Source organism: Anaerolineales bacterium (assembly GCA_015075625.1).
Classification (GTDB): Bacteria; Chloroflexota; Anaerolineae; order Aggregatilineales; family UBA2796; genus UBA2796.
The window spans coordinates 1,710,856-1,736,174 of sequence record JABTTZ010000001.1 but is presented as its reverse complement, the minus strand read 5'-3'; the positions used below and the strand labels follow the sequence as shown (position 1 = coordinate 1,736,174).

The window sequence follows — 25,319 nt, the reverse complement described above, 5'->3', positions numbered from 1 at the left end:
GCCTAACGCCGAGCATGTTCCAAGAAGATTGCTCTCTAGCGGTTGACAAACCGAGTCATCACACTATACTTGTGGATTACGATAGGCTGTGGGAAGCAAGGGGTAGAGACTACCGCTGCCCGTACATCTTGTAAGAGGTCTGGTACAGTCCAACCAGTGAGGGTACTGCAATGTGAGGACACTGCACGGAACACTTGAAATTGATCTCGCCGCCTATCGCCTCACGCGGAACGGCGTGCCAATCCGCCTGACGAAAACGGAGTGGGCGCTGCTTGCCGTCTTTCTGAAACATCACGGACAAGTCCTCAGCCATCGGACGCTTTTGCAGCACGTCTGGGGCGATATGTACGGCGATGAGAGCGAGTACGTTCACACCTATGTGCGCCGCCTGCGCCGTAAGATTGAGGACGACCCGGCAAACCCCGAATACCTCTGCACCGAGATGGGCATTGGCTATCGCCTTGAACTCCCGCTAAGTGCCGCCCCCCCGCCCGAACCATCTACCGAAGCGGCACAGCCCCCGCCGCGCATCCTATGGGTGAACGCCCTCCCCCAAGCGGTGGGCGAGCGCTATGTGGGACGGGCGGAAGCACAGCGCCACCTGCGCACTGTGATCCACGAAGGGGCGCGGTTGATCAGCCTGTATGGGCGGGCGGGGGTGGGCAAGACGGCGCTTGTCTGCAAGGTCTTGGGCGATCTTGAACGGGAGTCGGCAGAAATCGCCGGAGTGGTCGTCCTCACGCCGACGGGGACGGGGATCACCCTCCAGCGCATCATAGACGACTTTCGCCTGATCATCTCCCCAACGGCGCGTGCCGCCCTCGATGCGGCGCTCACCGATTCGCTCTCGGCGGCGCAGCGGGTGACGGTATTCCTCGATTCGCTTGAGGGGAAACCCTACCTGCTCTACCTCGATAACCTTGAATCCTACCAACATTCAGCGACAGGCGAGTTTCACGATCCCGATTTAGCCATTTTTTTTGAGATTGTCCTCGAACAGGGCAGTTCTCTCCAGGTGGTGATCACCAGCCGCTACCCATTGGCGCTGCCGCGCACAGTGAAGGCTTGGGAGCGCGTCATTGCCCTTGAGGAAGGCTTGCCCCCCGCCGAGTCCGTCGAACTGCTGCGCCGTGCCGATCCCGATGGGGCGGCGGGCGTTCGCGATGCCCATCCCGATGTGCTGGAGCGCTTAGCGGGCTTGGCGCAAGGCTATCCCCGCGCCCTCGTCGCCCTTGTTGGGCTGTTGTTGGAAGATTCGCTGCTGACGGTGAGCGATGTGCTATCCGATGACTCCTTCTTGCGCGGGGAGATGGCGTCCCTGTTGGTAGAGGGGGCAATCCGAGCGCTGATTGACCACGCCCCGGAGCTTGGTCAGGTTTTGGCGGCGGCGGCGGTCTTGAATCGCCCCGCCCCGAAAGCCGCCTTTGAGTACCTGCTCGCCCCCTTCCTTGACCCCAAAATCATCCATCAGTCGTTGAATCGACTGGTGCGCAGTTATTTTTTGAATTACCAAGAGCGGCTGTTCAGCCTGCACCCGCTGGATCGTGCCTTCCTCTATGAACAGCTTCCACAGGGGGCAGCCAGCGACGCCCCCGCCGCCTTCACCCGCCGGACGTTGCACGCCCGCGCTGCCGAATATGCCCACATTCACGGCGATGATTCGGAGGAACGGGCGCGGGCTGCCTTTGACCATTACCTTAGCGCCGGCAGCAATGCGGCAGCCGCCGCGCTTTTGGCTGAGATTGACAGCGGTTATTCCTTGCGCGGACGGGATAGCGACCTGCGCGAGATGTATGAGGCGCTCCGCCCTCATGGGGGCGACCTAGACCCAGCGTTGGGGCGCTTTTTGACGCTGCGCTTGGGAAAGGTCTACCGCCGCATGGGGCGAACGCGGGATGCTATTGCCTGTTACGAGGATGCTGGCGAACGCGCCCGCCAACAGGGATCACCCCGCGATGAGGAAAAAGCCCTCAACAGCCTCGGTTGGGCGTATTACGATCTGGGGTTGTTCCGCCAAGCGCGTCACTATTTGGGTGAATCGCTGACGCTTGCCGAGGCGCTCAATGATGCGGTAGCGCAAGGGAAAACGCACAGCGGGTTAGGGTGGGTTGCCTATTTACGCGGGCAGTATGACGAGGCAATCCGCCGCTTTGAAGCCGCCCTCAGCCTCTACCGCGCCATGCCCCCCGATTTTCAGGATGACGGCTTTGAGCCGGTGATCGGCATGGGGATGAACTGGGGCGATCTGGGCGAGGTCTATGCGGCGGTGGGGGATTATCCCCGTGCCATAGACCTTCTGCGCGAATCGCGGGCGATTGCCGAACGCTTAGGGCTGCGCCGCGAGCAAAGTTACAAGGGGGGCTATCTGGCAAAGGCGTTCCTGTGGGCGGGCGCTTTCGATGAGGCGTTAGAGGCGGCGAGCGCGGCGCGGGCGGCGGCGATCTATGGCAACGATCATGTCACCGCCGTACTGTACGGGATCATCGTGGCGCGGTTGGGGCGCGGGGAGGAAGCGTTGGCTGCCTTTCAGGAGGGAGCGCATCAGGCAAAACGCCTCTTGGGATATACCTATGGCTTGTACCACGCCCGCTACACGCTGGCATTGGCAAACGCCGGGATCTACCATCTGACGGGCGAAATGCCCTACGCAGAGGCAGCCCTGCGCGACGCCCAGATTGCGCTCTCCATCTGTGCTGAAGATGGCGTGCGGGCGGTGCAGCAGCGGTTGTGGGAATCCTTGCGAGCAGCGGCGGGCGTGGGCGATATGGCGGCGCTGCAGGCGGATGCGGGGCTGTGAAAGGCGTGTCCGCAGTTAGAAAAAGGAACATCTGCCAAGAAGGGAAACCCTCAAAAGAGACCAACCGAGGCTGTGTTGACCGTTTTGGGTCTTTTGACAGGGATCGACTTTCGAAAATCGGGACAAATTGCTTAACATTTTTGGAATAGGGTGTATGATGATCGCTATCGAGGAACGCCCAAATTTGAACGAAAATGATCCCAAAGGTCATTTTGCACCCCGTGAGGCGTTTGAATGAGGGGCGGTTGCAACCACATCCAGCCCGTTGAGGGTACTGAAACACAAGATCGGCACGTAGGGCATACCATACCACCTTTGGATGCCTACAGCATTTTTCAAAGAGATTGACCCCTTAATTGTTGACGCCCCACGTATCATGATATACTCGCCGATGGGCTAGGCGGTGGTAATCAAGGGGTAAACAAACGATGCCCGCCCTTCTTCTAAGAAGGCTGGTTGCAGCCCAACCAGCGAGGGTACTGCAATATACGCATCTCGAAGCCTTCCTGATGCACTCCCCCTCGCCCTTGACACAACCGAACTTTTGTGCTAAACTAACTCGTGCGCTTGAGGGGTTGATGTGGCGTGCTGCCTCCCTGCACCCACCCACCCCCGCGCCGGGTCTGAGGCGCTCGGCATGACCATCCCTGAACGGGGCGGTGGTTGTGTCGGGCGCTTTTTTGTGGGTGCGGCGGGCGCAACCGGACGCCCCAAGGGGGGGCGCGGGGTTAAAACACCCGCGCTAAGCGTGATCGCCCCGTTGGGGCTTAAAACAGAAGACAGGATGCGCCTTTGCCTTCCAAGCCCCGAAGGGGTGGTTACTCATAGCCCGACGTTTTTACGTCGGGTGCGGACGGACGCCCTAGGGGGCGTCCCTACAGGGGTGCGGGGGTTAGGGGGTGCGGCATGACGGCGGCAGATAAAGGAAGGTGGCGATATGTCCTTTGATGCGTGGCTGGCGCGGCTTGACCCCGCCCAATTGAGCGTTGGCGTGATCCTTGTCTTGGGCGTTGGCGTGTTCGCCTGGCGCAAGCTGTGGCCCTGGTTTGCCGAATACTACATCCCGCAGCGGGCGCGGCTGGAGGCGGAACGGACGGAGATTTTCGCCGTGATGCGCGATACGCTCATTGAGTTGAAAGCGATTGCCGGGCAGCAGGTGGCGCTTCTTCACGAACAGCGGACGATGCTTCAGCACGCCGCCGCCCTCTTAGAAGGGCAGCGCGTGATCCTTGAAACGCTGCGCCGTGAGGAACGCGAGACCCGAGAGGCGCTCAACCATGCCAGCGGCAACTGAGTACGCGCCGGAGCGCTACCGCGAGGCGGGCGAGGCAGAGCGGAGCGCCCGTCGCCATGCGCACGCCGCTGCCTGGGCTGCTTATGAGGGGCGTTTTCGGCGCTCGTTCCCGCCCCGTCCGGGCGAGGCGGACGATAACACGGCGATCAACCTCTTGAAACAGGCGGTAGATCGGCTCTGCGCCTTTGTCGCCCCCGATTTTCCTGCCCTTGACCTTGACCCCCTGCGAGAGAGCGCCGATGAACTCTGGCTGCGGCGGGCGTGGAAGGCGGCGGGCGGGGCGCGGCTCATGACAAAATTCGCCCGCTTCGGGGCGCTTGATGGGCATATTGTCGCCCGTGTGATTCCACCAGCGATGGGCAGCCCCTTCCCGCGCCTGATCGCCCTGAATCCCTCGTTGGTGACGACCTATTGGCGGGCGGACGACGCCGAGCATGTCCTGTGGTACGAGATCAACTACAGCGCGGGCGGCGTCGATTACCGTCAGGATGTCGTCCGGCAGGGCGAGGCGGGGCGCTGGCTGATCCGTGATTTTCGGCGCGAGGCGGCGCGGATTCCGGCGCTCACCCCAGGCGCGTGGACTTTGGCGAACGAGACGGCGTGGGCATACCCGCTGCCGCCCCTAGTCGATTGGGCGCACGATCCCTACCCGGATCGCTACTATGGCGTGGGCGAGGCGGGCAATTTGGCGCTGAACGAACGGGTGAACAGCGTCGCCAGCGACATCAGCCGGATTCTGCGCTTTCACGCCGCCCCGCGCACGATTGGCATCGGTTTCACGGCGGGGGAGGTGACGGGGACGGGTATCGATCACTTCTGGACGATTCCGGCGCGGGATGCGCAGGTATTTAACCTTGAGATGAAAACCGACCTCGCCAGCAGCATGAACTTTCTGAACTTCTGCACGCGCTCGTTCATGGCAGAGCGCCGCGTGATCCAACACGAGGGGTCGCTTTCCGAGATGCGTTACGTGACCAACCTCGGCATTCGGGCGCTCTACCTCGATCAGCTTGCGCGGGCGGAGGAACTGCGCCGTAACTACGAACCCGGCATCGCCGCGCTCAGCCGGACGATGCTCATGCTGTCCGGGCGCTACGACGGGCGGACGCCGCTCGATGTGATCCTCCACTGGCGCGATCCGCTTCCGGTGGGCGACTTGGAGATGCTGGAGGCGCTGGAACGCGAACGGGCGATGGGCATCATCAGCCGCGAGACGGCGGCACGAGAACGCGGGCGCGATTGGCGCATGGAAACCACCCGCATGAGCGGGGAAAGCGGCGTCCCTGTGGGGCAGTTCGGCACGATGGAAACGATGAGCAGAGACGTAGGAGGCTGACCATGCCAGAGGACTCCAGTCCAGTTTTGAACGATGAGCCAAAGGAGGACAGCAGCGCCATCCTTGACGCGCTGCGGCTGCGGGTGGCGCTTCGCCACCACCTGAGCGAGACACTGGCAGACCGTCTGCAAGGGGCAACCGAGGCGGAATTGACAGCGGACGCGCAGCGCTTGCGCAAGGCGATCAGCGAGATCACCCAGAGCGGCGGGGCAAGCGGGGCGAAACGTCCGTCCGCGCCCTCTCCGACGCATCCGGCAAGCGAAACGCCGCTGAGCGCCGACGATCTGCGGGCGCTCTCGCCAGAGGCGATCAATGCGCGGTGGGCAGATGTGCGGCGTCTGCTGCGCGGTGGTTAGGGGTTTTCATGTTCCCCTTGTCGGGACGCCCTTTGCGGCGTCCGCTCCCCGCATGTCGATCAAAAAAACGCCCCGCTCTCTACAAGAACGGGGCGTTTTCGCTTGCTGAGCGGGCGTCTCCCACGCGCCCGCTCAGGCTCAGCCCGACGATGAACGGTTAGTCGGCGTTGACGATGGACAGGGCAGGGGCGTCCTCATCATCGAGCGCCACAGCCACATAGATCGTCTCGCCAGCAAATTCAAACTGGGTCAGACGCACCAAGACGGGTGCGCCCTTGCCGGCAGGGGTAGCAGCGATGTTCTGGATGCCCGCCGGAACGCTCAGCGCACTACTCGCCTTGCCGAATTCCAAGCCTTCCACCACCACCTTGCCGTTCAGCCGAATATCCACCGCGCCAGCGCCCGCCGCCGCATGGATCACATAGACACGCGCCTTGTCTTTGCCCGGATTGCTGGTGTCGAAGGGGAACACGCCAAGCCCAAAGACGGGTTCGCCACCTAAGCGCCCAAACGCCACCAGATCAAGGTTTGCCCCGGGTGGGATAGCGATGGTTGTCTCCAAGAGCGGGTCAACGCCCGCCGTTTCCGCCGCGCCCGCCGCCCAGATGGTGACTTTACGTTCGCCCGTGCCTAAGAGGGCGAGGTCGGTGGACGCCCCAACGGGGACTCCGCCGAAGATCAAGGCATCGTCTACATAAACATCAATATCCGGCGCCCCCTGCGAAGCGTTCGTCAGGCGCACTTGGGCGGGCTGTTCGGTGCTGAGGATCAGCGGTGCGTCCTGCCCCTTCACAAAGACGAGCGTCAGGGTCGTGTTGGCGACCACCTCGCCTTGCGTCAGCCGTTTCAAGACGGGCGACGCCTTGCCAGCGGGCGTCAGGGCAACATTGACAAAGCCCGCCTCAACCTCGATGGGTGTTTCCGTCCACGCCCCAAAGGTGACATCCTTAGCAATCACCTTGCCGTTCACACGGAGGTCAACCGCGCCCGCCTCCGTCGCCGCATGGACAACGTACAGACGCACCTTGCCGCCCGTTGGACCAACATTCGTGGTGTAGGTTTGAACATCAAAAGCGGGGTCGCCGCCCAGTGAGCCAAGCGCCACCACCTCTACCGCGCCATCCGCCGGAACGCTGATCGTCTTGGTAAAGACGGGCAGATTAACCGCCGCCGCCCCTGCCGGACGGATCGCTACGGTGAAGTCCTTCGCCGGAAGGGTGATCCAGTCCGTCGATCCCTTGAAGGCGAGGTCAGTGACCGCTGCCGTTGGCGAGCCATCAAGGTAAATATCAACATTGGGCGCACCCGGCGAAGCATGCGTGATGCGGATTTGCCCCGTCTTGCCCGCCACTGCGTCAGAGATTGCCCCGCTGCTGGCAAGGATGGGCGCATCTTGCCCATCGACGGCGATTGCCGTGTAAATCGTATCTGCCGCGATCTCCGCCTGCACCAAACGGACGATCACCGGACTGCGCTTGCCGGCTGCCGTCGCCGCCACATTGATCAATCCGGCATCGGCGCTGAGCGGCGGGGTGATTTCGCTAAAGGTGACGCCCGTCCCAACCGATTTCCCGTTCACATAGAGATCCACCGCGCCTGCCTTCGCCGCCGCATGGATCACGTAGAGCCGCGCCTTGCCCGCCGTCCCCGTGCGGTCTATATCATAGAACAGCACATCAAAGGCGGGGTCGCCGCCGACGACGCCAAGCGCAACGGCTTCGACAGAGGCGCCGCCCTCAAGAAAGACAAGCGTTTCATAAAGCGGCGCTGTCCGTGCTGGCTCACCCGCCGCCCGAATCTGGACGGTGTATTCGCCCGTCGGCAGTTCGATAAAGTCGGTGGACGCGCCATATGCCAAATCGGGAATGGCGGGAGTGGTTGCCCCGTTCAGATAAACATCAACATTCGGGGCGCCGGTTGCGGCGTGCGTCACGCGCAGGAAGCTGGTTTGCCCAACGGCGGGCGGTTCGCTGCCAAGCGGGATCGCCGCGTTGATCTGCCCCACCAACGCGCCGGGCGTGCCAAGCGCAATCACCGAATAGAGCGTCCCACCAGCGAGCGCCGTATCGTTCAGTTCGATCAGTTTTGCGTCGGGGTTGCCCGGTGCAGCAACGGCAAGGTTATAGCTGCCCGCATCGACATCAAAGGGACCATCAAACTGCCCGTAGGAAAGGGTTGTCAGGACATCTGCGCCAGCAAGGGCATCCACCCGCGAGGCATTCGGCGCGGCGTGGATCACATAGACCCGCGCCTGCCCGTTGAGGTCGCGCATGTTCAGGCGGAAGTAGCCCAAGCGGAGCGCCCGTGCGCCCGTGCCGCCCACCTCGCCCATAATGACCGTCTCGGCAAGCCCCGCCAACGGCACGGCGACATTCAGACGAAGAATGTTGTTCTGCGTCTTATCGCCCGCCGGACGGATCGCAACTGTGTATGTCCCTGAGGGAAAGGCAAAAATTTGTGAGGCGCTGCCGAATTCTAAGTTTGCTACGGCGGGTTGTTCCCCCGCCCCAATGTAAATATCAACCGCCGGACCGCCTGCCACGCCGTGCGTGAAGCGCAGGTAGCCCGTTGAGCCTTGCGCCAAGACCGGCTGCGCGGCGGGGATGGTAAGAACCCCCAACGCGACAGCCACCGTGAGTAAGAAAACAAAGAGAGAACGAATTTTCATGGAAACAGCATCCTTTCACAGGATAGAAACCTAACCTAACACAGCGCACATGAGTTATTTTGATGTACGGTTGTCCACAAGCAAATGTACAAGATACCCTCAATTATACAAACTTCATGGGTGATCGGGTAATCGCGGATGAGAAACACAGGGGGGAATGGCGCGGGGTTAAAACGCCCGCGCTAGGAATAACCACCCCTACGGGGCTTGGAAAGACAGATCGCCCTACGGCGCGGGGTTAAAACGCCCGCGCTAGGAATAACCACCCCTACGGGGCTTGGAAAGACAGCAGCCCTACGGCGCGGGGTTAAAACACCCGCGCTAGGAATAACCACCCCTACGGGGCTTGGAAAGACAGATCGCCCTACGGCGCGGGGTTAAAACACCCGCGCTAGGAATAAACCACCCCTACGGGGCTTGGAAAGACAGCAGCCTTACGGCGCGGGGTTAAACCGCCCGCGCTAGGAATAAACCACCTCCTTGGAAAGACAGCAGCGTTTACGGCGCGGGGTTAAAACACCCGCGCTAGAATAAACCACCCCTACGGGGCTTGGAAAGACAGATCGCCTGCTGTATCCTCTTGCTTTCAAGCCCCAACGGGGCGGTCAGCCTTAGCCCGCTGCTTTAGCGGCGGGCGCAAACGCGCGAAATGGTGCGGGGTTAAAACGCCCGCGCTAGGAATAAACCACCCCTACGGGGCTTGGAAAACAGCAGCCTTACGGCGCGGGGTTAAAACACCCGCGCTAGAATAACCACCACCTACGGGGCTTGGAAAGACAGATCGCCCGCTGTACCCTCTTGCTTTCAAGCCCCAACGGGCGGCGGTCAATAGCCCGCTGCTTTAGCGGCGGGCGCAAACGCGCGAAATGGCGCGGGGTTAAAACACCCGCGCTAGGAATAAACCACCCCTACGGGGCTTGGAAAGACAGCAGCCTTACGGCGCGGGGTTAAAACACCCGCGCTAGGAATAAACCACCCCTACGGGGCTTGGAAAGACAGATCGCCTGCTGTATCCTCTTGCTTTCAAGCCCCAACGGGGCGGTCAGCCTTAGCCCGCTGCTTTAGCGGCGGGCGCAAACGCGCGAAATGGCGCGGGGTTAAACCACCCGCGCTAGGAATAACCATCCCTACGGGGCTTGGAAAGACAGATCGCCTTACGGCGCGGGGTTAAAACACCCGCGCTAGGAATAACCACCCCTACGGGGCTTGGAAAGACAGATCGCCCTACGGCGCGGGGTTAAAACGCCCGCGCTAGGAATAACCACCCCTACGGGGCTTGGAAAGACAGCAGCCCTACGGCGCGGGGTTAAACCGCCCGCGCTAGGAATAACCACCCCTACGGGGCTTGGAAAGACAGATCGCCCGCTGTATCCTCTTGCTTTCAAGCCCCAACGGGGCGGTCAGCCTTAGCCCGCTGCTTTAGCGGCGGGCAGTGGTGGGAGGATGTATGCCTTACTATCGATTGTTTTATCATGCCATATGGACAACAAAAAATCGATTTCCTTGCATTACAATGGAGAATCGAGATGTTCTTTTTGCGACAATGACAGCAAAGATAAATGATGAACAGGGGATGGTACATGCAATAAATGGTATGGAAGATCATGTTCATATTGTAATGACCTTACCCCCTTCGGTAAAACTCTCTGAGATGATCGCCAAAATGAAAGGGTCATCCTCCTTTGTGGCTAGACGTTTACCTAACGCCGATCCAAATTTCGTTTGGCAGGCAGAATATGGCATTCTCTCCGTATCAGAAAGCCAGCTATTAATGGTTGTAGATTATGTTCGCCGCCAACAAGAACATCATGCTAACAAAACGCTCAACAAACTATTGGAAACAGTAACCTAGCAGCCTTACGGTGCGGGGTTAAACCACCCGCGCTAGGAGTAACCATCCTTACGGCGCGGGGTTAAAACGCCCGCGCTAGGAATAACCACCCCTACGGGGCTTGGAAAGACAGATCGCCTGTTGTACCCTCTTGCTTTCAAGCCCCAACGGGGCGGTCAGCCTTAGCCCGCTGCTTTAGCGGCGGGCGCAAACGCGCGAAATGGCGCGGGGTTAAACCGCCCGCGCTAGGAGTAACCACCCCTACGGGGCTTGGAAAGACAGATCGCCCGCTGTACCCTCTTGCTTTCAAGCCCCAACGGGGTGGTCAGCCTTAGCCCGCTGCTTTAGCGGCGGGCGCAAACGCGCGAAATGGCGCGGGGTTAAAACGCCCGCGCTAGGAATAACCACCCCTACGGGGCTTGGAAAGACAGATCGCCCGCTGTACCCTCTTGCTTTCAAGCCCCAACGGGGCGGTCAGCCTTAGCCCGCTGCTTTAGCGGCGGGCGCTCCCTGGGCGTCTGCGCGGCTACCCCCCGCCCACCATCGAAAACCTTGACATCTCAAGCAAAACCCCCACAATGAACAGGGTATAGGAATTTCTTGTTAATCAACCTATGAAATGATGGATCGGGAGGTCTGCAATGACGCCCCGCGAGTCTGTATTATTAGTCGATGACGACGACGACATTCTGAAAAACATTGCCATTATTCTTGAACTGCATGAGTTTGAGGTGCGTACCGCCACTGATGGGGCGAGCGCCCTCGCCCTTCTTCAAGACCTTTCCTGGACGCCCAGCGTCATTCTCAGTGATATTGCCATGCCCGGCTTAAATGGGTTTCAACTGCTAGAAGCAGTCAAAATGATGCCCACCTTGCAGCTTGTGCCGTTCATCTTCCTCTCGGCGCAGGGGACGCGCTTGTCGATCAGCGAGGGGCGCAAGAAGGGGGTGGACGATTATATTGTGAAGCCCTTCGATCCCAAGGAACTTATCGCTGCCATTCGCCACCGCTTGGATCGCGTTCACGCCCTCCAAACCCAAACGGAGACGAACGCCGCTAAAGTGGTGAACAATGTCCGTTCTTTTCTGATCCAGATGCTTTCCCACGAACTGCGCACCCCGCTGACGTACATCACAGGCGGCTTTGAACTGCTGACGGACACGCTGCGGGCAGAGACAGCCAGTGACGACATGGCGATCAGCATTGATTTGATCCGCAGCGGGACGGCGCGGCTAACACGCTTGGCGGAACAGGTCGTCCGCTTTACCGAACTGATGACCGGCGGTTTTGAAGCGCGTATGGGGGAGGCTGCCGCTTGGGTGAGCCTTGTTAGGCTGGTCGATCTGGCAGCCAGTCTGGTGACGACAGAGCTTGCCGAACAACGAACGACCCTTCAGAAGGACTACCACCTTCCCCCTGATGCCGAAGTATGGGGCGTCAGCGAGTACCTTGTGGCGGCGCTTATAGAGATACTCAGAAACGCGATTGTTTACAGTGCGCCCGACGTCACCCTTTGCCTGAGGCTCGAACTGGATAGCTATCCAAGCCCCCCCAACGCCATTCTCCGCGTGATCGATCACGGGCGGGGCATTGCCCCTGAACATCTTGAAAAAGTCTGGGAAGTCATGGTGCAGCCGGATCGCAAGGTCTATGAGCAGCAAGGCTTTGGCTTGGGGCTGCCCATTGTCTACCACACCCTGCGGGCGCATGGCGGAACGGCACAACTGGAAAGCGCCGTGGGCGTGGGGACGACGGTGACGCTCACCCTGCCCCTGCGGACGGCGGAACAAGCGGCGGAACAAGGTGCGGGAGCAGCCCCGTGAGCGTGCCGATTCACATTCGCCCGCTGACCCTGCCCGACATCCCCAATTTGCCCGACATCCGTCCCACCTACCAAACGGAGACCATCCTTCAGCTTGTCCAGCGGGGGACGGGCATTCGCAGTGGGTGGGCGTTAGTGGAGGTGAACACCCCCTACGACAAAGGCGGGCTGTACGATTTTATCCCCGCCGTCCAAGCCGATATTCGGGCGCGGTTTTTGGATGCTGACCAGACCTTCCAGCGCATTGCTGAGGATACGCAGCGGGGGTGTTTGGTTGGGCTGCTCGACGTTCACATCCAAACGTGGAACAACACTGCCTTCATCTGGAATCTGATGATCGACCATGCCTACCGCCGGCAGGGGTTAGGCAGGCGCCTGTGGGGGGAGGCGGTGCGCTTTGCGCGCCAGCGCGGGGTGCGGGCGCTCACCCTTGAAACCCAAAACACGAACCTTGCCGCCTGTCGCTTTTACGAGGCGATGGGCTGTGCGCTGGTCGGTTTCAACACGCTCTACTACACGAACAACCCCACCAAAGGCGAATTCGCCCTCTTTTGGGCGTTTAGCCAGCTTTTCGAGGCTGATCCTGCCCCTTAACCATGTTGGGGGCGCGGGGGCGTATGGCGCGGGGTTAAAACACCCGCGCTAAGGCTGACCGCCCCCTTGGGGCTTAAAGACGGGTGAGGTGTATTCAAGCCCCGCAGGGGTGGTTCGTCATAGCCCGATGATTTATCGTCGGGCGCTCACGGGCGACGATGGGCGCATACAATGCGCCACGCCTCACGATATGCCTTTGTCCATCTGCCGCCCTTGCTGCTGAATCAGTTTGGCGATCAGCCCCGTCCAGCCCGTCTGGTGGGACGCCCCAAGCCCCGCCCCGCTGTCCCCATGAAAATACTCGTGAAACAAGAGTAAATCCCGCCAGTGGGCATCCTCCGCCAGCCATGCCTGATCGCCATTGAAAGGGCGGCGACCCTGGTCATCCCGCGCAAAGATGCGGATCAAGCGCTGCGATAACTCATCGGCAATCTGATTCAAGTTGCGCTGCACCCCTGACCCCGTAGGGCATTCGACCAGAAAATCATCGCTGTAATAGTGGTGGAACTTCTGAAGCGATTCGATCAAGAGGTAGTTGATCGGAAACCACAGCGGACCGCGCCAATTTGAATTCCCGCCAAAAATGCGGCTGTTCGATTCGGCAGGCTCATAGCGAACGCTGTAGGCATTGCCGCCCATGTTCAGCACATAGGGATTTTCGGCATGGTGGCGGCTGAGCGAGCGAATCCCGTAATCGCTGAGGAATTCCGCCGGATCAAGCGCCCGCCGCAAGAGCTTTTTCAGCCGTGTGCCGCGCACCAGCGCCAGCAAACGCCGCTCCCCCGCGCCGGGTTCGTACCAGCGGGAGACCAAACTTGCCAAGCGAGGGCGGTTCGTCAAAAACCATTCCAAGCGCCCCTTAAAATTGGGCAGCCGTTCCAATAGTTCCGGCTCAATCGTCTCCACCGCAAAAAGGGGAATCAGCCCGACGAGGGAGCGCACCTTCAGAGGGAGCGTTTCCCCGTTGGGCAAATGGAGGACATCGTAGAAAAACTGATCGTCCTCATCCCATAGGGTGATGTTCGTCCCCGCCACGTGGTTCATCGCCCACGCAATATAGAGGAAATGCTCGAAAAATTTCGTGGCAATGTTCTCGTAGGCGGGGTTGTCTTTTGCCAGTTCCAGCGCTATCGTCAGCATGTTGAGGCAGAACATGCCCATCCAGCTTGTGCCGTCACACTGCTCAATTTTGCCGCCGGTGGGCAGGGGGGCGCTGCGGTCAAAGACGCCGATGTTATCCAAGCCCAAAAAGCCGCCCTGAAAGACGTTGTTCCCTTCGCTGTCTTTGCGGTTCACCCACCACGTAAAATTCAAGAGCAGTTTATGAAACATCGTCTCTAGGAACAGGCGGTCACTCTTGCCGTATTGCTTTTGGTCAATCTTGTAGATGCGCCACGTCGCCCAGGCGATCACCGGCGGGTTGACATCGCTGAAGTTCCATTCATAGGCGGGGATTTGCCCGTTGGGATGCTGATACCATTCATAAACAAGCAGGCTCAGTTGGCTTTTGGCGTAGGTCGGATCGACCAGCGCCAGCGGCAGGCAGTGAAACGCCGTATCCCACGAGGCATACCAAGGGTATTCCCAGGTGTCGGGCATGGAGATCACGTCCCCGTTGTTCAGGTGAGTCCATTCGCGGTTGCGCCCACGCTTGCGGGCGGGCGGCGGCGGAAGCTGTGTGGGATCGCCCTCTAACCACTGCCCTACATCGTAGTTGTAATACTGTTTCGTCCAGAGCATCCCCGCCAGCGCTTGGCGCTGAATGGCGCGGTGATCGGCGCTCAGGCTGACCGGCTCAATCGCCTCGTAGAAGGCGTCTGCCTCGGCAGCCCGCGCCGCAAAGACCTCCTCGAAATCGGAAAATTCGGGGAGCGCGGGCGTTTCACCGCTCGCCCTCGTCAGCCGCAGGCGAAGGGTGACCGCGCCGCCGCCGGCAATCTCGCCCGCATAGAGCGCGGCAGCCTTCGTCCCGAAATGACCGGGGTTCACGGCGGCTTCCCGCCCGCGAATCAGGTATTCGTGAAAGGCATCCTTCACATAAGGGTTGGTGTTCGGCGTGTTGTAAAGCCGCGCCATGTTCGTCTCGTTCTCGGTGAAAAGCAGTTCCTCGGCGCCCTCGGCGGCGAACACATACTGCCCCATGATCGGGTGGTTGGCACGGATCACCGTCTTGCCAATGCGCGAAAGTCCGGGTCGCCCTGCCTCCCGCCCCCACGCCCATGTATTCCGATACCAAAGGGTGGGGAGCAGCGTCAGGTGGGCGCTTTCGCTGCCCCGATTGTGCGCCGTGATCCGAATCAGAATGTCTTCCGGGGCGGCTTTGGCATACTCTATAAAGACATCAAAATAACGGCTCTCGGCAAAGACCCCCGTATCGATCAGTTCATACTCAGGGGCATCCGCCCCGCGACGGCGGTTTTCCGCAATGAGTTGAGCGTAAGGGAAGGCGGCGTGCGGGTACTTGTAGAGCATCTTCATAGAGCTGTGGCAGGGTGTGTTATCAAGGTAGTAGTAACATTCTTTGACATCCTCACCGTGATTGCCCTCTGGGTTGCTCAAGCCAAAGAACCGCTCTTTGAGGATGGGGTCGCGCCCATTCCAAAGGGCGAGGGCAAAGCACAAGCGCCCGCCATCGTCGCTGATCCCGCCTAAGCCGTCCTCGTTCCAACGGTAGACGCGAGAACGGGCGTGATCGTGGGGAAAATAGTCCCAAGCGTCGCCATCGGCGCTGTAATCCTCGCGGACGGTCCCCCACGCCCGCTCGGCAAGGTAAGACCCCCACTTTCGCCACATCGTGCCGTGATCATCGAGGCGGCGGTGAACGGCGGTGTATTCGGTGATTGTTCGGGCAACAAGGGAATCGAGGCGGCGGTAGGACATAGCAGCACCCCTAAAACCTGAGGGTCATCAATGGTCAAGGCATTGGCATTGATTATACTTAAAGGATGAATTCACGTTTTTGAGAGACAGGGAGACCGCATTTCTATGACCGATCTCACCCCGAAGTTTCATCATGTGGGGACGATCCCGAAACCACCGGAAGATTATATTGCCCACCCTTACACGCTGATTCCTTCGGGAAAGGTGGCGGGACGCGCCAAACAGCTTGACCTGCTGACCGAATGGGCGACGGCAACCGATCATAACGTCCGCATTTTGAACGTCGTCGCCATTGGCGGCATGGGCAAAAGCGCCATGACCTGGAAATGGTTCACCGAGATTGCCCCTAGCGCCCTCCCCAACCGCGCCGGGCGCATGTGGTGGAGCTTTTACGAGAGCGACGCCCACTTTGAAAATTTCATCATCCGCGCCCTTGCCTATGTAACCCAAGCCCCGCTTGGTGAGGTGCGCGAAATTACCGCCCCCGAACGCGAGCGCGAACTGCTCCGCATCCTGGACAAAGAGCCATACCTCATCGTCCTTGACGGCATTGAGCGGATGATGATTGCCTATGCCCGTTTGGACGCCGCCCGCATGGACGACGATGCCCTTGACGCAGAGACGGCAAACGTCGTCGCCGGAGCAATCGGCTTGCCCGCCGATGCCGCCCCCACGATGTTCAGCGCCAACCGCCTGCGCAAAACCGCCGATCCCCGCGCTGGCGCATTCCTACGCAAGCTGGCGGCGGTCAACGCCTCGCGCATCCTCGTCAGCACGCGCCTCTACCCCGCCGATCTCCAAACGAACACGGGCTACCCCACGCCGGGCAGCCATGCCATGTTCCTCATGGGCTTGGACGATCCCGACGCCCTCTCGCTGTGGCGTTCCTTCGGGTGCAGCGGCGACGATGGCGAGCTTTTGGCAATCTTCAAAACCTTTGCCAACTACCCGCTCCTGATTCGGGCGCTGGCGGGGGCGGTCTCCCATTTTCCCGATGCGCCGGGCGACTTTGCCGCGTGGCGGAAGAAAAACCGGGGCTTTAACCCGCTGAAACAGCCCGCCGATCAAGTAAAGTCCCATGTGATGACCTTCGCCCTCGCCGGCTTGGAGGACGCCCAACGGCGGACTCTCGATCTGATCGCCTCCTTTCGGATGCCGGCAACGGTGGAGGCGCTTGGCGATCTGCTGATCAAGCGCCCCGACGCGCCCAAAGAGAGCCAAAAGTTTGCCCGCTTCGATTCTGAGGAGGGGTTAACCGCCGCGCTCACCGCGTTAGAATCACGCGGGCTGATGGGCTGGGATCGTCCCGCCAACCGCTGCGATCTACATCCCATTGTGCGCGGCGTGGCGTGGAATTCGCTGGACAAGGGGACGCAAAAGACGCTCTACACACGCCTGAATGCCCATTTTGGGGCGCTTCCGGCGGTCAGCTTGGAAGATGTCAAAAGCCTTGACGACCTCACCGGCATGATCGAACTCTATAACACGTACATCGGCTTGCACGAGTACGAGGAAGCCTTTGCCCTCTTTACCGAACGCCTGAACATTCCCATGCTGCGCCGTCTGAGCGCCCACCGCGAACGCGCCGAACTGCTCGAAGGACTGTTCATCGAGGGTATCGATAAGCCGCCAGCAATCCGGCGCGAGGCGGCACAAGCGCGGGCGATCAACGCCCTTGCCCTTGCCTACCACGCCGGCGGTGTGCCGGGCGCAGCGGCGGGGCTGTACCTACGAGCGGTGCGCATGGCGGAAACCGAGAACAACCTGAAAAATGTGACGATTGGTTTGAACAACCTCTCCGATGTCCTCCGCCAGATGGGGGCGCTTGGCGGGGCGACAGCGGCAGCAAACCGCGCTGTGCTGATCAGCCGCACGATTGGCGATGCCCCGGGCGAGGCGTTCGGGCTGCACTTCGTCGGCTTGGTGCGGGCGGCGGTGGGCAACCACGACGAGGCGGGGCAGGCGCTCCGGCGGGCGCTGAACATCCTTCGGGCGCAAAAGCACATTCAGTTGGAAGGCGTCTGCTGTGGGCTGCTCTCTGGTGTTCTCTTGGCGACGGGCGAGCGTGAAGCCGCCGCCGATTTTGCCGAGCGGGCTTGGCAGCTTGCCGACCACGCCAAGTTTGAAGGGGATTACGTCCGGGCGGCGTTGGCGCAAGGGCGGGCGGCGTTGGCGGCGGGCGATCACGAACGTGCCGATGAGCGGCTGAACCACGCCCTGACACGGGCGCGGGCGGGGAACATGCCCGATGCCGAACTCCCCGCCTTGATCAGTCTGGCGGCGCTGCGGCGAACGATGGGCGATACAAAAGCGGCGCGGACGCTGCTGAACGATGTGTGGGAGAGCGCCGAACGCGGACCCTATCGCCTTCATCACGCCGACGCCTACACCTTGCTCACCGAGATGGAGATTGACGCCGGGCAACCCGAGGCGGCGATCAAGACGGCGCAAGCCGCCTATTACCTTGCCTGGTGCGATGGCGAACCCTATGCCTACACACCCACCCTGACGGCGGTGCAGGGGTTGTACGAGCGCTTAGGGCAGTATGAGCCAAGCGACCTGAATCCCTTTGATCTTGAGGAGGCGCGTCAGATCATGCCGCTAGAGATCGCCGTTGGGGACGCCTACGACGAGGCGTAAACGGGGGCGTCCCGATGTGGGCGCGGGGAAACACATGGCGCGGGGTTAAAACGCCCGCGCTAGGACTAATCACCCCGCTGGGGCTTAACACGGAATACACCGTGCGGCATTTGCCTTCAAGCCCCGAAGGGGAAGCGCGGGGTTAAAACGCCCGCGCTAGGCATGATCACCCCGCTGGGGCTTAACACGGAATACACCGTGCGGCATTTGCCTTCAAGCCCCGAAGGGGAAGCGCGGGGTTAAAACGCCCGCGCTAGGGATGATCACCCCGTTGGGGCTTAACACGGAATACACCGTGCCGCCTTTGCCTTCAAGCCCCGAAGGGGTGGTCAGTCTCAGCCCGCTGCTTTAGCGGCGGGCGATCATGGGTGGACGCCGCAGGGGGCGTCCCTACTTGATCCATAGCGCATGTCCTACTACAATTAGACATAGTTCACATTCACCGGAGTACTTCGCTATGTGGCTGCTTGTTGAGGACGACCCCGATATCCGTACCGTTGTCTCGTTGATGATGATGATGTGGGGCGAAACGCCGCTGGAATTTCCCGATGGCGGCGCGGCGTGGGATTGGCTGGATAAGGTTGAAACCGGCACGTACTCCGGCGCACTGCCTGATCTTGCTCTGATGGATATTAAAATGCCCGGCTACACCGGGGATCAGGTTGCCGCCCGCATCCGCACCGTCTCCCCGCTGAAGGACATTCCGATCATCCTCATGACGGCATTCACCAAAAACGATGCCGAGATCGAAGGGCTGAAGCAGAAGGCGGGCATTGATCATCTGATGAACAAACCCCTTCCCGACATGGACGTTTTCCGCGATCTCATTTACGGTGTCCGCGACCAAAAACGGGCGAAGAATGCCGCCCAAGCGCAAGCACCTAGCCTCACACCGCCAGCCGCCAGTGTGACAAATGGCAGCACCCCCGCGAGTCCGGCTGCCAGTGCCGCGCCGCCCGCGCCAACGCCGGCGCCTGTGACTCCGCCCGCCCCCCAAACAGAGCCGCCCGCGAGTCCGGCTGCCAGCGCCGCGCCGCCCGCGCCAACGCCGCCGTCCACGCCAGAGCCGCCAAAGTCATAAGCTGATGACGACACCCGCCGCCCCGACGAATGATGCTGAGGACGATCCGATGACGCAAGGGGTCGCACGCTTTGTCGATGAATTTGGGACGGCGGCAGAGCGCTTTTTTAGCCGCCTCTATCGCGGGCTGATGCGCAAACAACCTAGCCGCCGCCCCACCGGAAACACCGAGCAAATGCGCACCTTGCGCCGCGAAAACCGCGATCTCATGGTGCGCATCCAGCGGATGCAAACGGCGGGCGCCCGCTTGAAGGTTGTCTTTGAGCAGATTGGGGAGGGCGTCATTATGCAATCCCCCGAAGGGCGGATCGTCCTCATGAACGACGCAGCGACAAAGCTGGTGGGCAGTATGCGTGCTTTTTGGGAGAGCGATTTAGGGCGAATGTTCCGCCTTGCCGAAAACCTTCCCCCGCCGCCCGGCGAAGAAGTGACGCCCATTGGCGATCCCCTTCGCGTCCAAATCAATGACCGGATACTCGGCGCGAGCATGGCGATGGTCACCGCCCTTGACGGGCTGCCGCTAGGGACGCTGATCATCCTGAAGGATGTCACCCGTGAGGCGCTGGCAGACCGCATCAAGGATCAGTTCGTCACGCAGATCACCCACGAACTGCGGACGCCGCTGACCTCAATCAAAGGGATGAGCGATGTTCTTTTAAACACGCCGCCCGATAAACCGTTGAACCGCAATTTTTTGGAGGCAATCGCCCGCAACGCCGCCGTTTTGGATCGGATGATTGTCGAACTGCTCGATCTGTCGGAGATCAGCGCCGGATCGTTTGATGTGCGCCGGGACGCGGTACGCTTGGACACCCTCTTGTATGACGCCCTCGCCTCGCGGGAAGTCAGTTTTAAGCGCGGGAACCTGGGCTATGGGCTGTACCTTGCGGCTTCGTCAGAGTTAACCATTGAGGGCGACGATCAACGCTTGTTGTGGGCGGTGGGGCATCTGCTGGATAATGCGATCTATTACACGCTTCCCGGCGGCTTTGTTTGGGTACGGGTGGGGCGGGTGAAAAATACCTACATGCTCATCGAGGTCATCGATACGGGAGTGGGGATCAGCGAGTACGATCAGGCGCATATTTTCGAGCGCTTCTACCGAGGGCAGCCGAAAACGCCCGACGGCAAGCAGATTGACCCACGCGGCTTGGGGCAGGGGCTGTACATTGCCAAAGCGGTGATCGAGGCACACGGGGGGCATCTGTGGGTGAGCAGCACGCCCGGCGCGGGGAGCAAGTTTACATTGGCGTTCCCTCGGCGGGGTTTGTAAGCCTTTTTAGGGGGGTATGTCGCAAGTCCCTCCCTGACATACCGTTTTATAGAGCGCTGATCATTGGGTAGACATACCACTGCCTAAAGGGGCTTTCCTTGAATTTACCCATCCCCTGTGGATGGAGCGGGTTTCGCAACTCCCCCCGAAAGCCCGTCGCAACTCGGCGGCTTTTTAAGACAGAGATCGAGTTGCGAAAATCGGGACAAATTGCTTGACATTTTTGGAATAGGGTGTATGATGATCGCTATCGAGGAACGCCCAAATTTGAACGAAAATGATCTCACAGGTCATTTTGCCTCCGGTGAGACGTTTGAATGAGGGGCGTTGCAACCACGTCCAGCCCGTTGAGGGTACTGAAACTGAGGTTTTAATGCAGTAGTCAAGTGTATATCGCTCAGGTTGCAACCACGTCCAGCCCGTTGAGGGTACTGAAAACCGGCGGTCAGATCATCACTGGAAAGAATGAATGCATTGTTGCAACCACGTCCAGCCCGTTGAGGGTACTGAAACATTTCTCACAATGGGGGGGAGGACTTGACGGCGATAGAGTTGCAACCACGTCCAGCCCGTTGAGGGTACTGAAACTAAAATTAAGGGCTGGAAACGCAATTGCTGCCACGTTGCAACCACGTCCAGCCCGTTGAGGGTACTGAAACCTCTTCTCTCTCAGGCAGCCCAACCACCTGCCCATACTGTTGCAACCACGTCCAGCCCGTTGAGGGTACTGAAACCCAGCAGGCGGTAGATTTCAATAGCATCGCTATCGCCCAGTTGCAACCACGTCCAGCCCGTTGAGGGTACTGAAACCCCTTGATCTCGATCTGCAACCGACTGCCGCACGGTGTATTCCGTCTTAAGCCCCATCGGGGTGATTATTCCTAGCGCGGGCGTTTTAACCCCGCGCCATGTGTTTCCCCGCGTCCGTGTGCGGCGTCCACCCATGATCGCCCGCCGCTAAAGCAGCGGGCTGAGGCTGACCACCCCTACGGGGCTTGAAGGCAAATGCCGCACGGTGTATTCCGTGTTAAGCCCCAACGGGGTGATTATTCTTAGCGCGGGCGTTTTAACCCCGCGCCACCCCTACGGGGCTTGAAGGCAAATGCCGCACGGTGTATTCCGCCTTAAGCCCCAGCGGGGTGATTATTCCTAGCGCGGGCGTTTTAACCCCGCGCCTCCCCTACGGGGCTTGAAGGCAAATGCCGCACGGTGTATTCCGTGTTAAGCCCCAACGGGGTGATTATTCTTAGTGCGGGCGTTTTAACCCCGCGCCATGTGTTTCCCCGCGCCTCCCCGCCTCCCCTCCAGACAACCGCCCGCCGCTACCACTCCGCCACTGTGAAATGGACGGCGACATCCGTCCCGCTGAACAGGGAGGCAATCCCCGACCCCACCCGCCACATCAGCGTAAAACTGTGCGATCCGGCGCTTAGCCCCGCGTGCAGGATGGTGAAGGCGATGCTCTGAGCGTTCGTGTCCAGTGTTGTCTTGAGCAGCCCATCCGTGCCACCGATGCGCGTTCCGTCAATGGCGACATCCAGCGAGAGAAGGCGCGAGGCGGCATCAGCATAAAAACTGCCCACACAGGCGATCAGGACGCGCCCGGTGGAAAGGGTCAGGGTGGGGGCAAGGTGCGTCGCATCCACCGCCGCCCACGCCGAGGCGCTGACGGTGTACACCGACCCGTTCGCCCGTGCCAGCGCCGCGAGGGGCTTTCCAGCGTGAAGGTAGGTGAGGTTATCGCGTAGGTAGGTGTTGTAGGCGGCAGCGCTGAATACATCACCAGCGGTGCGCGTGTCGGGGGGTGTCCATGCCATGAGGGGGTGTCCTTTCTGATACAACGTAGAAGATGCCGAGTCGCGGCGCGAACACACGGCGAGTGGCAGCCATGACCGCGTGCGGCGCAAAGGCGGGAAATGGCGTGGGGTTAAAACGCCCGCGCTATGAGTAACCACCCCTGCGGGGCTTGAAACCCCAATGCCTGATAGGACGGACGCCCCCTGGGGCGTCCCTACGAAATATGGGGATTGATTTCCCCCTCTCCCCCTTGTGGGAGGGGGGGCAGGGGGTGAGGGACTCTTCAAGCCCCAACGGGGCGGTCAATTTCAGCCCGCTGCTTTAGCGGCGGGCGACCCTTCACACCGCCGCCCGCAGCGTCTCATCAAACCGTCCATAGAGCGCGTCATCGAACACCCCGTAGGTTTGGTCGTCCAAGCGCCGCACATGGTAGGTGATTCGCGGCGCATCGCGCAGCCCGAAACGGTAGACCACCCCCGCCAAGAGGTATTTTGCCCCACTCACGCCCGTATGCGGCTCGCTGACGGCGATCACCTCCCCGATCTCCGGCGCGTAGAGGCTGACCCCGCCAACGGACTCGACATTCCCGCTGAGTGTCGTCACGCGGTAGTGTGGCAGCGCCCCCCGCGCCAAGCGGTATTCCGCCAACGACGCGGCGAAGGCGGGCGGCGCCGGCAGCGGCAGAAAGAGCCGCTCGGCGTGCAGCCCGTAGGCAGCCGCACTCGCCGGATCATCGGCGGCGAAGGTCAGCGGGGCATAGCGCGTGATCAGCCTCCCCCGTAGTTGCAAGAAGGTCACATAGAGGACGCCCAACGCCGTGTTCCGAATCGTCACCGCCGCCTCGCCCGCCGTCAGCGCCACGCTGAAGGTGAGCGCCTCGAAATAGGTGTAATCGATCCCGCTCCCATCGGGGCGATCATTCGCCGTCCAATCGATCCCCGCCTCCAGCGGCAAAATGACGCCCTCAGCGCCGGCTGTCTCGCCCGTCAGCGGGTCGCGGAAGGGGAGGATCACCGTCCGCGCCGCCCCACCCGGATTCACAATGAGCGGATCGTTAGGGTCATAGCGCCGGTAGCCGCTCCCACCCGGCACCGCGATCACCGAGTCGGCGCGGGCAACGACGCCCGTCCCTTGCGTGGCGCGGGGAGTCGTCGTCACCCGCACAGCGTTCACCACCGCCCCGCGCTCTCCGCGCAGAGTCAGTTCGCCGCCGATGGTCAGGGTGGGCGTAGCCGCCGCTGCCCGCAACAGAAACTCCCCATCGCGCCAGACGAACATCCCTTCGCGCCCTACCCACGCCAACCCCTGCGCCGATTCCGTCACCGCCCGCAGCGCCGCCCGCGCCGAAGTCGCTTCTCGCGTCCAGCCATCGCCCGCCACATCGAACGCCCACCGTCCGGCGTCGATCTGGGCGTCGGCTGGGCGGTCTTCCCCGCCCGCCAGCGTTGCTCCCGAAAGGCTGATCGCCGTCCCGCTCTTGCCCAGCGGAATGGCATTGCCCACCGCGCCGGGGAGCGCCGCCCGCAGGGTCACCCCGCGCCCCTCGCCCGCCGCCCCCACCAGATCACTGATTTCCTCGCCGCTGAGGGGGCGAAGGTGGATCGCCACCTCGTCAATCCCGCCCTGCCAGCCGTTTCCGCCCGCCCCCGACCCAATCCGCAGCGCCGCATTCGCCCCCTCAAAGCCGCCCACCGTCCCCGCGTAGACGATCTCCCCGTTCCGGTAGAGGCGCGTCTGTCCGGCGCTGTGGTCATAGACACAGGCGAGGTGACTCCACACCCCAAAGGGGAGGACGCCCGCCGCGCTGAAGGCATCGTCATCCCAATAGAGGACGCCGAGCGCCCCATCGTCATACAGGCGCAGGGAGAGCGCCTGACGGAACGCCCCCGCGCTGACGGCGCTGAACCAATCTTGCGCGGCGGGCGGCGCGGCGTCGGGCTTGAGCCATGCGCTGATCGTGAACGAACGATGGGCGAGATCGAGCGTCGGAATGGCGATGTGTTCGCCAGAGCCATCGAAATACCCCGCCCCGTCGGGGTCGCCGCCCAACGCCCCGCTGATCACCGTCAGCGCCCCGCCCGTCACCAGCCCATCGCGCCCGTTCACGCCGGAATCCAGCGCAGCGCCAGCGGGGAACACCCCCAAGCGATAATAGCGGATCGCGCCGCTCTCCCGCAGGCGGCGGAAGTACGTCCCCCGCGCCGCCGCCGTGACGATCTCTGGGCGGGGCGTGCCAGCGGTATAGCGCGTCCCGACTCCCTCCGCCCCGTTGATCGCATCGGCAAGGGCATCGGCGCTGTCCTCGGCGTCTGCCCCGATCAGAAGTTCGGCGGGGGTACTCGGCGTGAGCGCCGTTCGGAAGGTATAGGTCACCCCATTCACCGTGATCGTATCGCCATCGGTGGGGGCGGCGCTGAAGCTGACCGTCCCTATCGCGGCGGGGGCATCAAGGGCAAGGTTCAGAATGTGCCGGATAAGCGCCCCGCCCGCCTCGTCCCGCCGCAGCGGGAGGCTGACTCCGGCGCGATCCAGCGTCCCCATCAAATCGCCCGCGATCAGCGTGCAGGTGCGCCGCCCATAGCCGCCCGATTCGGGCAGCCAGCGCTCAGTGACGCCCGTGAATAGGGGGTAAGTGGTTGTCCCCACGCGGGCGCTTAATGCGATGGGGCGGTTCGGATTGAGCCGCCCGTAAAAGGGGCTGCTCAGATTCTCTGGCGAAAAACGCCCATCGGCATTGCCCAAGACAATTCGCGCCCGCCCGCCGCCCATCGGGGAATCGTCGGCGCACAGCCCCGCCTCAATCTCGGCGCTGATCACCTCGGCAGAAAGATCGGTAGGATCGTCGTCGGAGTCAAACTGAATGATCAGGATCAAGGTTGTCATGCATTCTCCTTTCCGCCCGCCGCTAAAGCAGCGGGCTGAGATTGACCGCCCCGTTGGGGCTTGAAGG

Annotated in this window: 16 protein-coding genes and 1 CRISPR repeat array; of the genes, 12 read left to right on the top strand and 4 right to left on the bottom strand. The window is 61.3% G+C overall.

Features of this window, described 5'->3' with window-relative positions; translation table 11 throughout:
- The first annotated feature begins 172 nt into the window (after positions 1 to 172).
- The 6 genes from HS103_07180 to HS103_07155 all read left to right on the top strand — a co-directional run bounded on the left by HS103_07180 (position 173) and on the right by HS103_07155 (position 5,783).
- A complete protein-coding gene (locus HS103_07180) occupies positions 173 to 2,797 on the top strand; it encodes a winged helix-turn-helix domain-containing protein (protein ID MBE7512581.1) in 2,625 nt (874 codons plus the stop codon).
- A 428-nt stretch (positions 2,798 to 3,225) separates the two neighbouring features.
- Positions 3,226 to 3,438 carry a hypothetical protein gene (locus HS103_07175; protein MBE7512580.1) on the top strand — a complete coding sequence of 71 codons (213 nt, stop codon included), beginning with the start codon at positions 3,226 to 3,228 and terminating at the stop codon, positions 3,436 to 3,438.
- Positions 3,435 to 3,707, top strand: a complete 273-nt coding sequence (locus HS103_07170; protein ID MBE7512579.1) for a hypothetical protein — start codon at positions 3,435 to 3,437, stop codon at positions 3,705 to 3,707. The genes HS103_07175 and HS103_07170 overlap by 4 nt, the downstream gene beginning before the upstream one ends.
- A 27-nt stretch (positions 3,708 to 3,734) precedes the next feature.
- Positions 3,735 to 4,091, top strand: coding sequence for a hypothetical protein (locus HS103_07165; GenBank protein MBE7512578.1), 357 nt, complete (start codon positions 3,735 to 3,737; stop codon positions 4,089 to 4,091).
- On the top strand, positions 4,075 to 5,427 hold the full coding sequence (locus HS103_07160; protein MBE7512577.1) for a hypothetical protein: 1,353 nt from the start codon (positions 4,075 to 4,077) through the stop codon (positions 5,425 to 5,427). The genes HS103_07165 and HS103_07160 overlap by 17 nt, the downstream gene beginning before the upstream one ends.
- A gap of 2 nt (positions 5,428 to 5,429) precedes the next feature.
- Positions 5,430 to 5,783, top strand: a complete 354-nt coding sequence (locus tag HS103_07155) for a hypothetical protein (GenBank protein MBE7512576.1) — start codon at positions 5,430 to 5,432, stop codon at positions 5,781 to 5,783.
- A 157-nt stretch (positions 5,784 to 5,940) separates the two neighbouring features.
- Here the strand turns inward: HS103_07155 and HS103_07150 are convergent, their stop codons facing one another.
- Positions 5,941 to 8,451 carry a DUF4397 domain-containing protein gene (locus HS103_07150; GenBank protein ID MBE7512575.1) on the bottom strand — a complete coding sequence of 837 codons (2,511 nt, stop codon included), beginning with the start codon at positions 8,449 to 8,451 and terminating at the stop codon, positions 5,941 to 5,943.
- A gap of 1,447 nt (positions 8,452 to 9,898) precedes the next feature.
- Here HS103_07150 and tnpA point away from each other — a divergent pair.
- The 3 genes from tnpA to HS103_07135 all read left to right on the top strand — a co-directional run bounded on the left by tnpA (position 9,899) and on the right by HS103_07135 (position 12,698).
- Positions 9,899 to 10,303 carry an IS200/IS605 family transposase gene (tnpA, locus tag HS103_07145; GenBank protein MBE7512574.1) on the top strand — a complete coding sequence of 135 codons (405 nt, stop codon included), beginning with the start codon at positions 9,899 to 9,901 and terminating at the stop codon, positions 10,301 to 10,303.
- A gap of 620 nt (positions 10,304 to 10,923) precedes the next feature.
- The gene (locus HS103_07140) at positions 10,924 to 12,105 is read left to right on the top strand and encodes a hybrid sensor histidine kinase/response regulator (protein ID MBE7512573.1); all 1,182 of its coding nucleotides are present in this window, start codon (positions 10,924 to 10,926) and stop codon (positions 12,103 to 12,105) included.
- On the top strand, positions 12,102 to 12,698 hold the full coding sequence (locus HS103_07135) for a GNAT family N-acetyltransferase (GenBank protein ID MBE7512572.1): 597 nt from the start codon (positions 12,102 to 12,104) through the stop codon (positions 12,696 to 12,698). The genes HS103_07140 and HS103_07135 overlap by 4 nt, the downstream gene beginning before the upstream one ends.
- 183 nt (positions 12,699 to 12,881) lie before the next feature.
- On the opposite strand, the gene HS103_07130 is transcribed toward HS103_07135, so the two are convergent.
- The gene (locus HS103_07130; GenBank protein ID MBE7512571.1) at positions 12,882 to 15,491 is read right to left on the bottom strand and encodes a glucosidase; all 2,610 of its coding nucleotides are present in this window, start codon (positions 15,489 to 15,491) and stop codon (positions 12,882 to 12,884) included.
- 192 nt (positions 15,492 to 15,683) lie between these two features.
- On the opposite strand from HS103_07130, the gene HS103_07125 reads away from it, so the two are divergent.
- The 3 genes from HS103_07125 to HS103_07115 all read left to right on the top strand — a co-directional run bounded on the left by HS103_07125 (position 15,684) and on the right by HS103_07115 (position 20,572).
- Complete coding sequence (locus tag HS103_07125) at positions 15,684 to 18,218, top strand: hypothetical protein (protein MBE7512570.1); 2,535 nt, start codon at positions 15,684 to 15,686, stop codon at positions 18,216 to 18,218.
- A gap of 457 nt (positions 18,219 to 18,675) precedes the next feature.
- Positions 18,676 to 19,299: a response regulator gene (locus HS103_07120; protein MBE7512569.1), complete on the top strand. Its 624-nt coding sequence runs from the start codon at positions 18,676 to 18,678 to the stop codon at positions 19,297 to 19,299.
- 4 nt (positions 19,300 to 19,303) lie between these two features.
- Positions 19,304 to 20,572 carry a hypothetical protein gene (locus tag HS103_07115; protein MBE7512568.1) on the top strand — a complete coding sequence of 423 codons (1,269 nt, stop codon included), beginning with the start codon at positions 19,304 to 19,306 and terminating at the stop codon, positions 20,570 to 20,572.
- Positions 20,573 to 20,898: 326 nt separating this feature from the next.
- A CRISPR array of direct repeats spans positions 20,899 to 21,382; the repeat unit is 37 nt; unit sequence GTTGCAACCACGTCCAGCCCGTTGAGGGTACTGAAAC.
- A 512-nt stretch (positions 21,383 to 21,894) separates the two neighbouring features.
- Here the strand turns inward: HS103_07115 and HS103_07110 are convergent.
- Together HS103_07110 and HS103_07105 are read right to left on the bottom strand one after the other, a co-directional pair.
- Positions 21,895 to 22,389, bottom strand: a complete 495-nt coding sequence (locus tag HS103_07110; protein MBE7512567.1) for a hypothetical protein — start codon at positions 22,387 to 22,389, stop codon at positions 21,895 to 21,897.
- A gap of 319 nt (positions 22,390 to 22,708) precedes the next feature.
- Positions 22,709 to 25,252: a hypothetical protein gene (locus tag HS103_07105; protein MBE7512566.1), complete on the bottom strand. Its 2,544-nt coding sequence runs from the start codon at positions 25,250 to 25,252 to the stop codon at positions 22,709 to 22,711.
- Between the last annotated feature and the right edge of the window lie 67 nt (positions 25,253 to 25,319).

Coding starts and splice junctions, on each gene's coding strand:
- HS103_07115 (MBE7512568.1), top strand. CDS start 19,304: ATGACGACACCCGCCGCCCCGACGAATGATGCTGAGGACGATCCGATG.
- HS103_07110 (MBE7512567.1), bottom strand. CDS start 22,389: ATGGCATGGACACCCCCCGACACGCGCACCGCTGGTGATGTATTCAGC.
- tnpA (MBE7512574.1), top strand. CDS start 9,899: ATGCCTTACTATCGATTGTTTTATCATGCCATATGGACAACAAAAAAT.
- HS103_07125 (MBE7512570.1), top strand. CDS start 15,684: ATGACCGATCTCACCCCGAAGTTTCATCATGTGGGGACGATCCCGAAA.
- HS103_07175 (MBE7512580.1), top strand. CDS start 3,226: ATGCCCGCCCTTCTTCTAAGAAGGCTGGTTGCAGCCCAACCAGCGAGG.
- HS103_07105 (MBE7512566.1), bottom strand. CDS start 25,252: ATGACAACCTTGATCCTGATCATTCAGTTTGACTCCGACGACGATCCT.
- HS103_07160 (MBE7512577.1), top strand. CDS start 4,075: ATGCCAGCGGCAACTGAGTACGCGCCGGAGCGCTACCGCGAGGCGGGC.
- HS103_07170 (MBE7512579.1), top strand. CDS start 3,435: ATGACCATCCCTGAACGGGGCGGTGGTTGTGTCGGGCGCTTTTTTGTG.
- HS103_07140 (MBE7512573.1), top strand. CDS start 10,924: ATGACGCCCCGCGAGTCTGTATTATTAGTCGATGACGACGACGACATT.
- HS103_07120 (MBE7512569.1), top strand. CDS start 18,676: ATGTGGCTGCTTGTTGAGGACGACCCCGATATCCGTACCGTTGTCTCG.
- HS103_07155 (MBE7512576.1), top strand. CDS start 5,430: ATGCCAGAGGACTCCAGTCCAGTTTTGAACGATGAGCCAAAGGAGGAC.
- HS103_07150 (MBE7512575.1), bottom strand. CDS start 8,451: ATGAAAATTCGTTCTCTCTTTGTTTTCTTACTCACGGTGGCTGTCGCG.
- HS103_07130 (MBE7512571.1), bottom strand. CDS start 15,491: ATGTGGCGAAAGTGGGGGTCTTACCTTGCCGAGCGGGCGTGGGGGACC.
- HS103_07165 (MBE7512578.1), top strand. CDS start 3,735: ATGTCCTTTGATGCGTGGCTGGCGCGGCTTGACCCCGCCCAATTGAGC.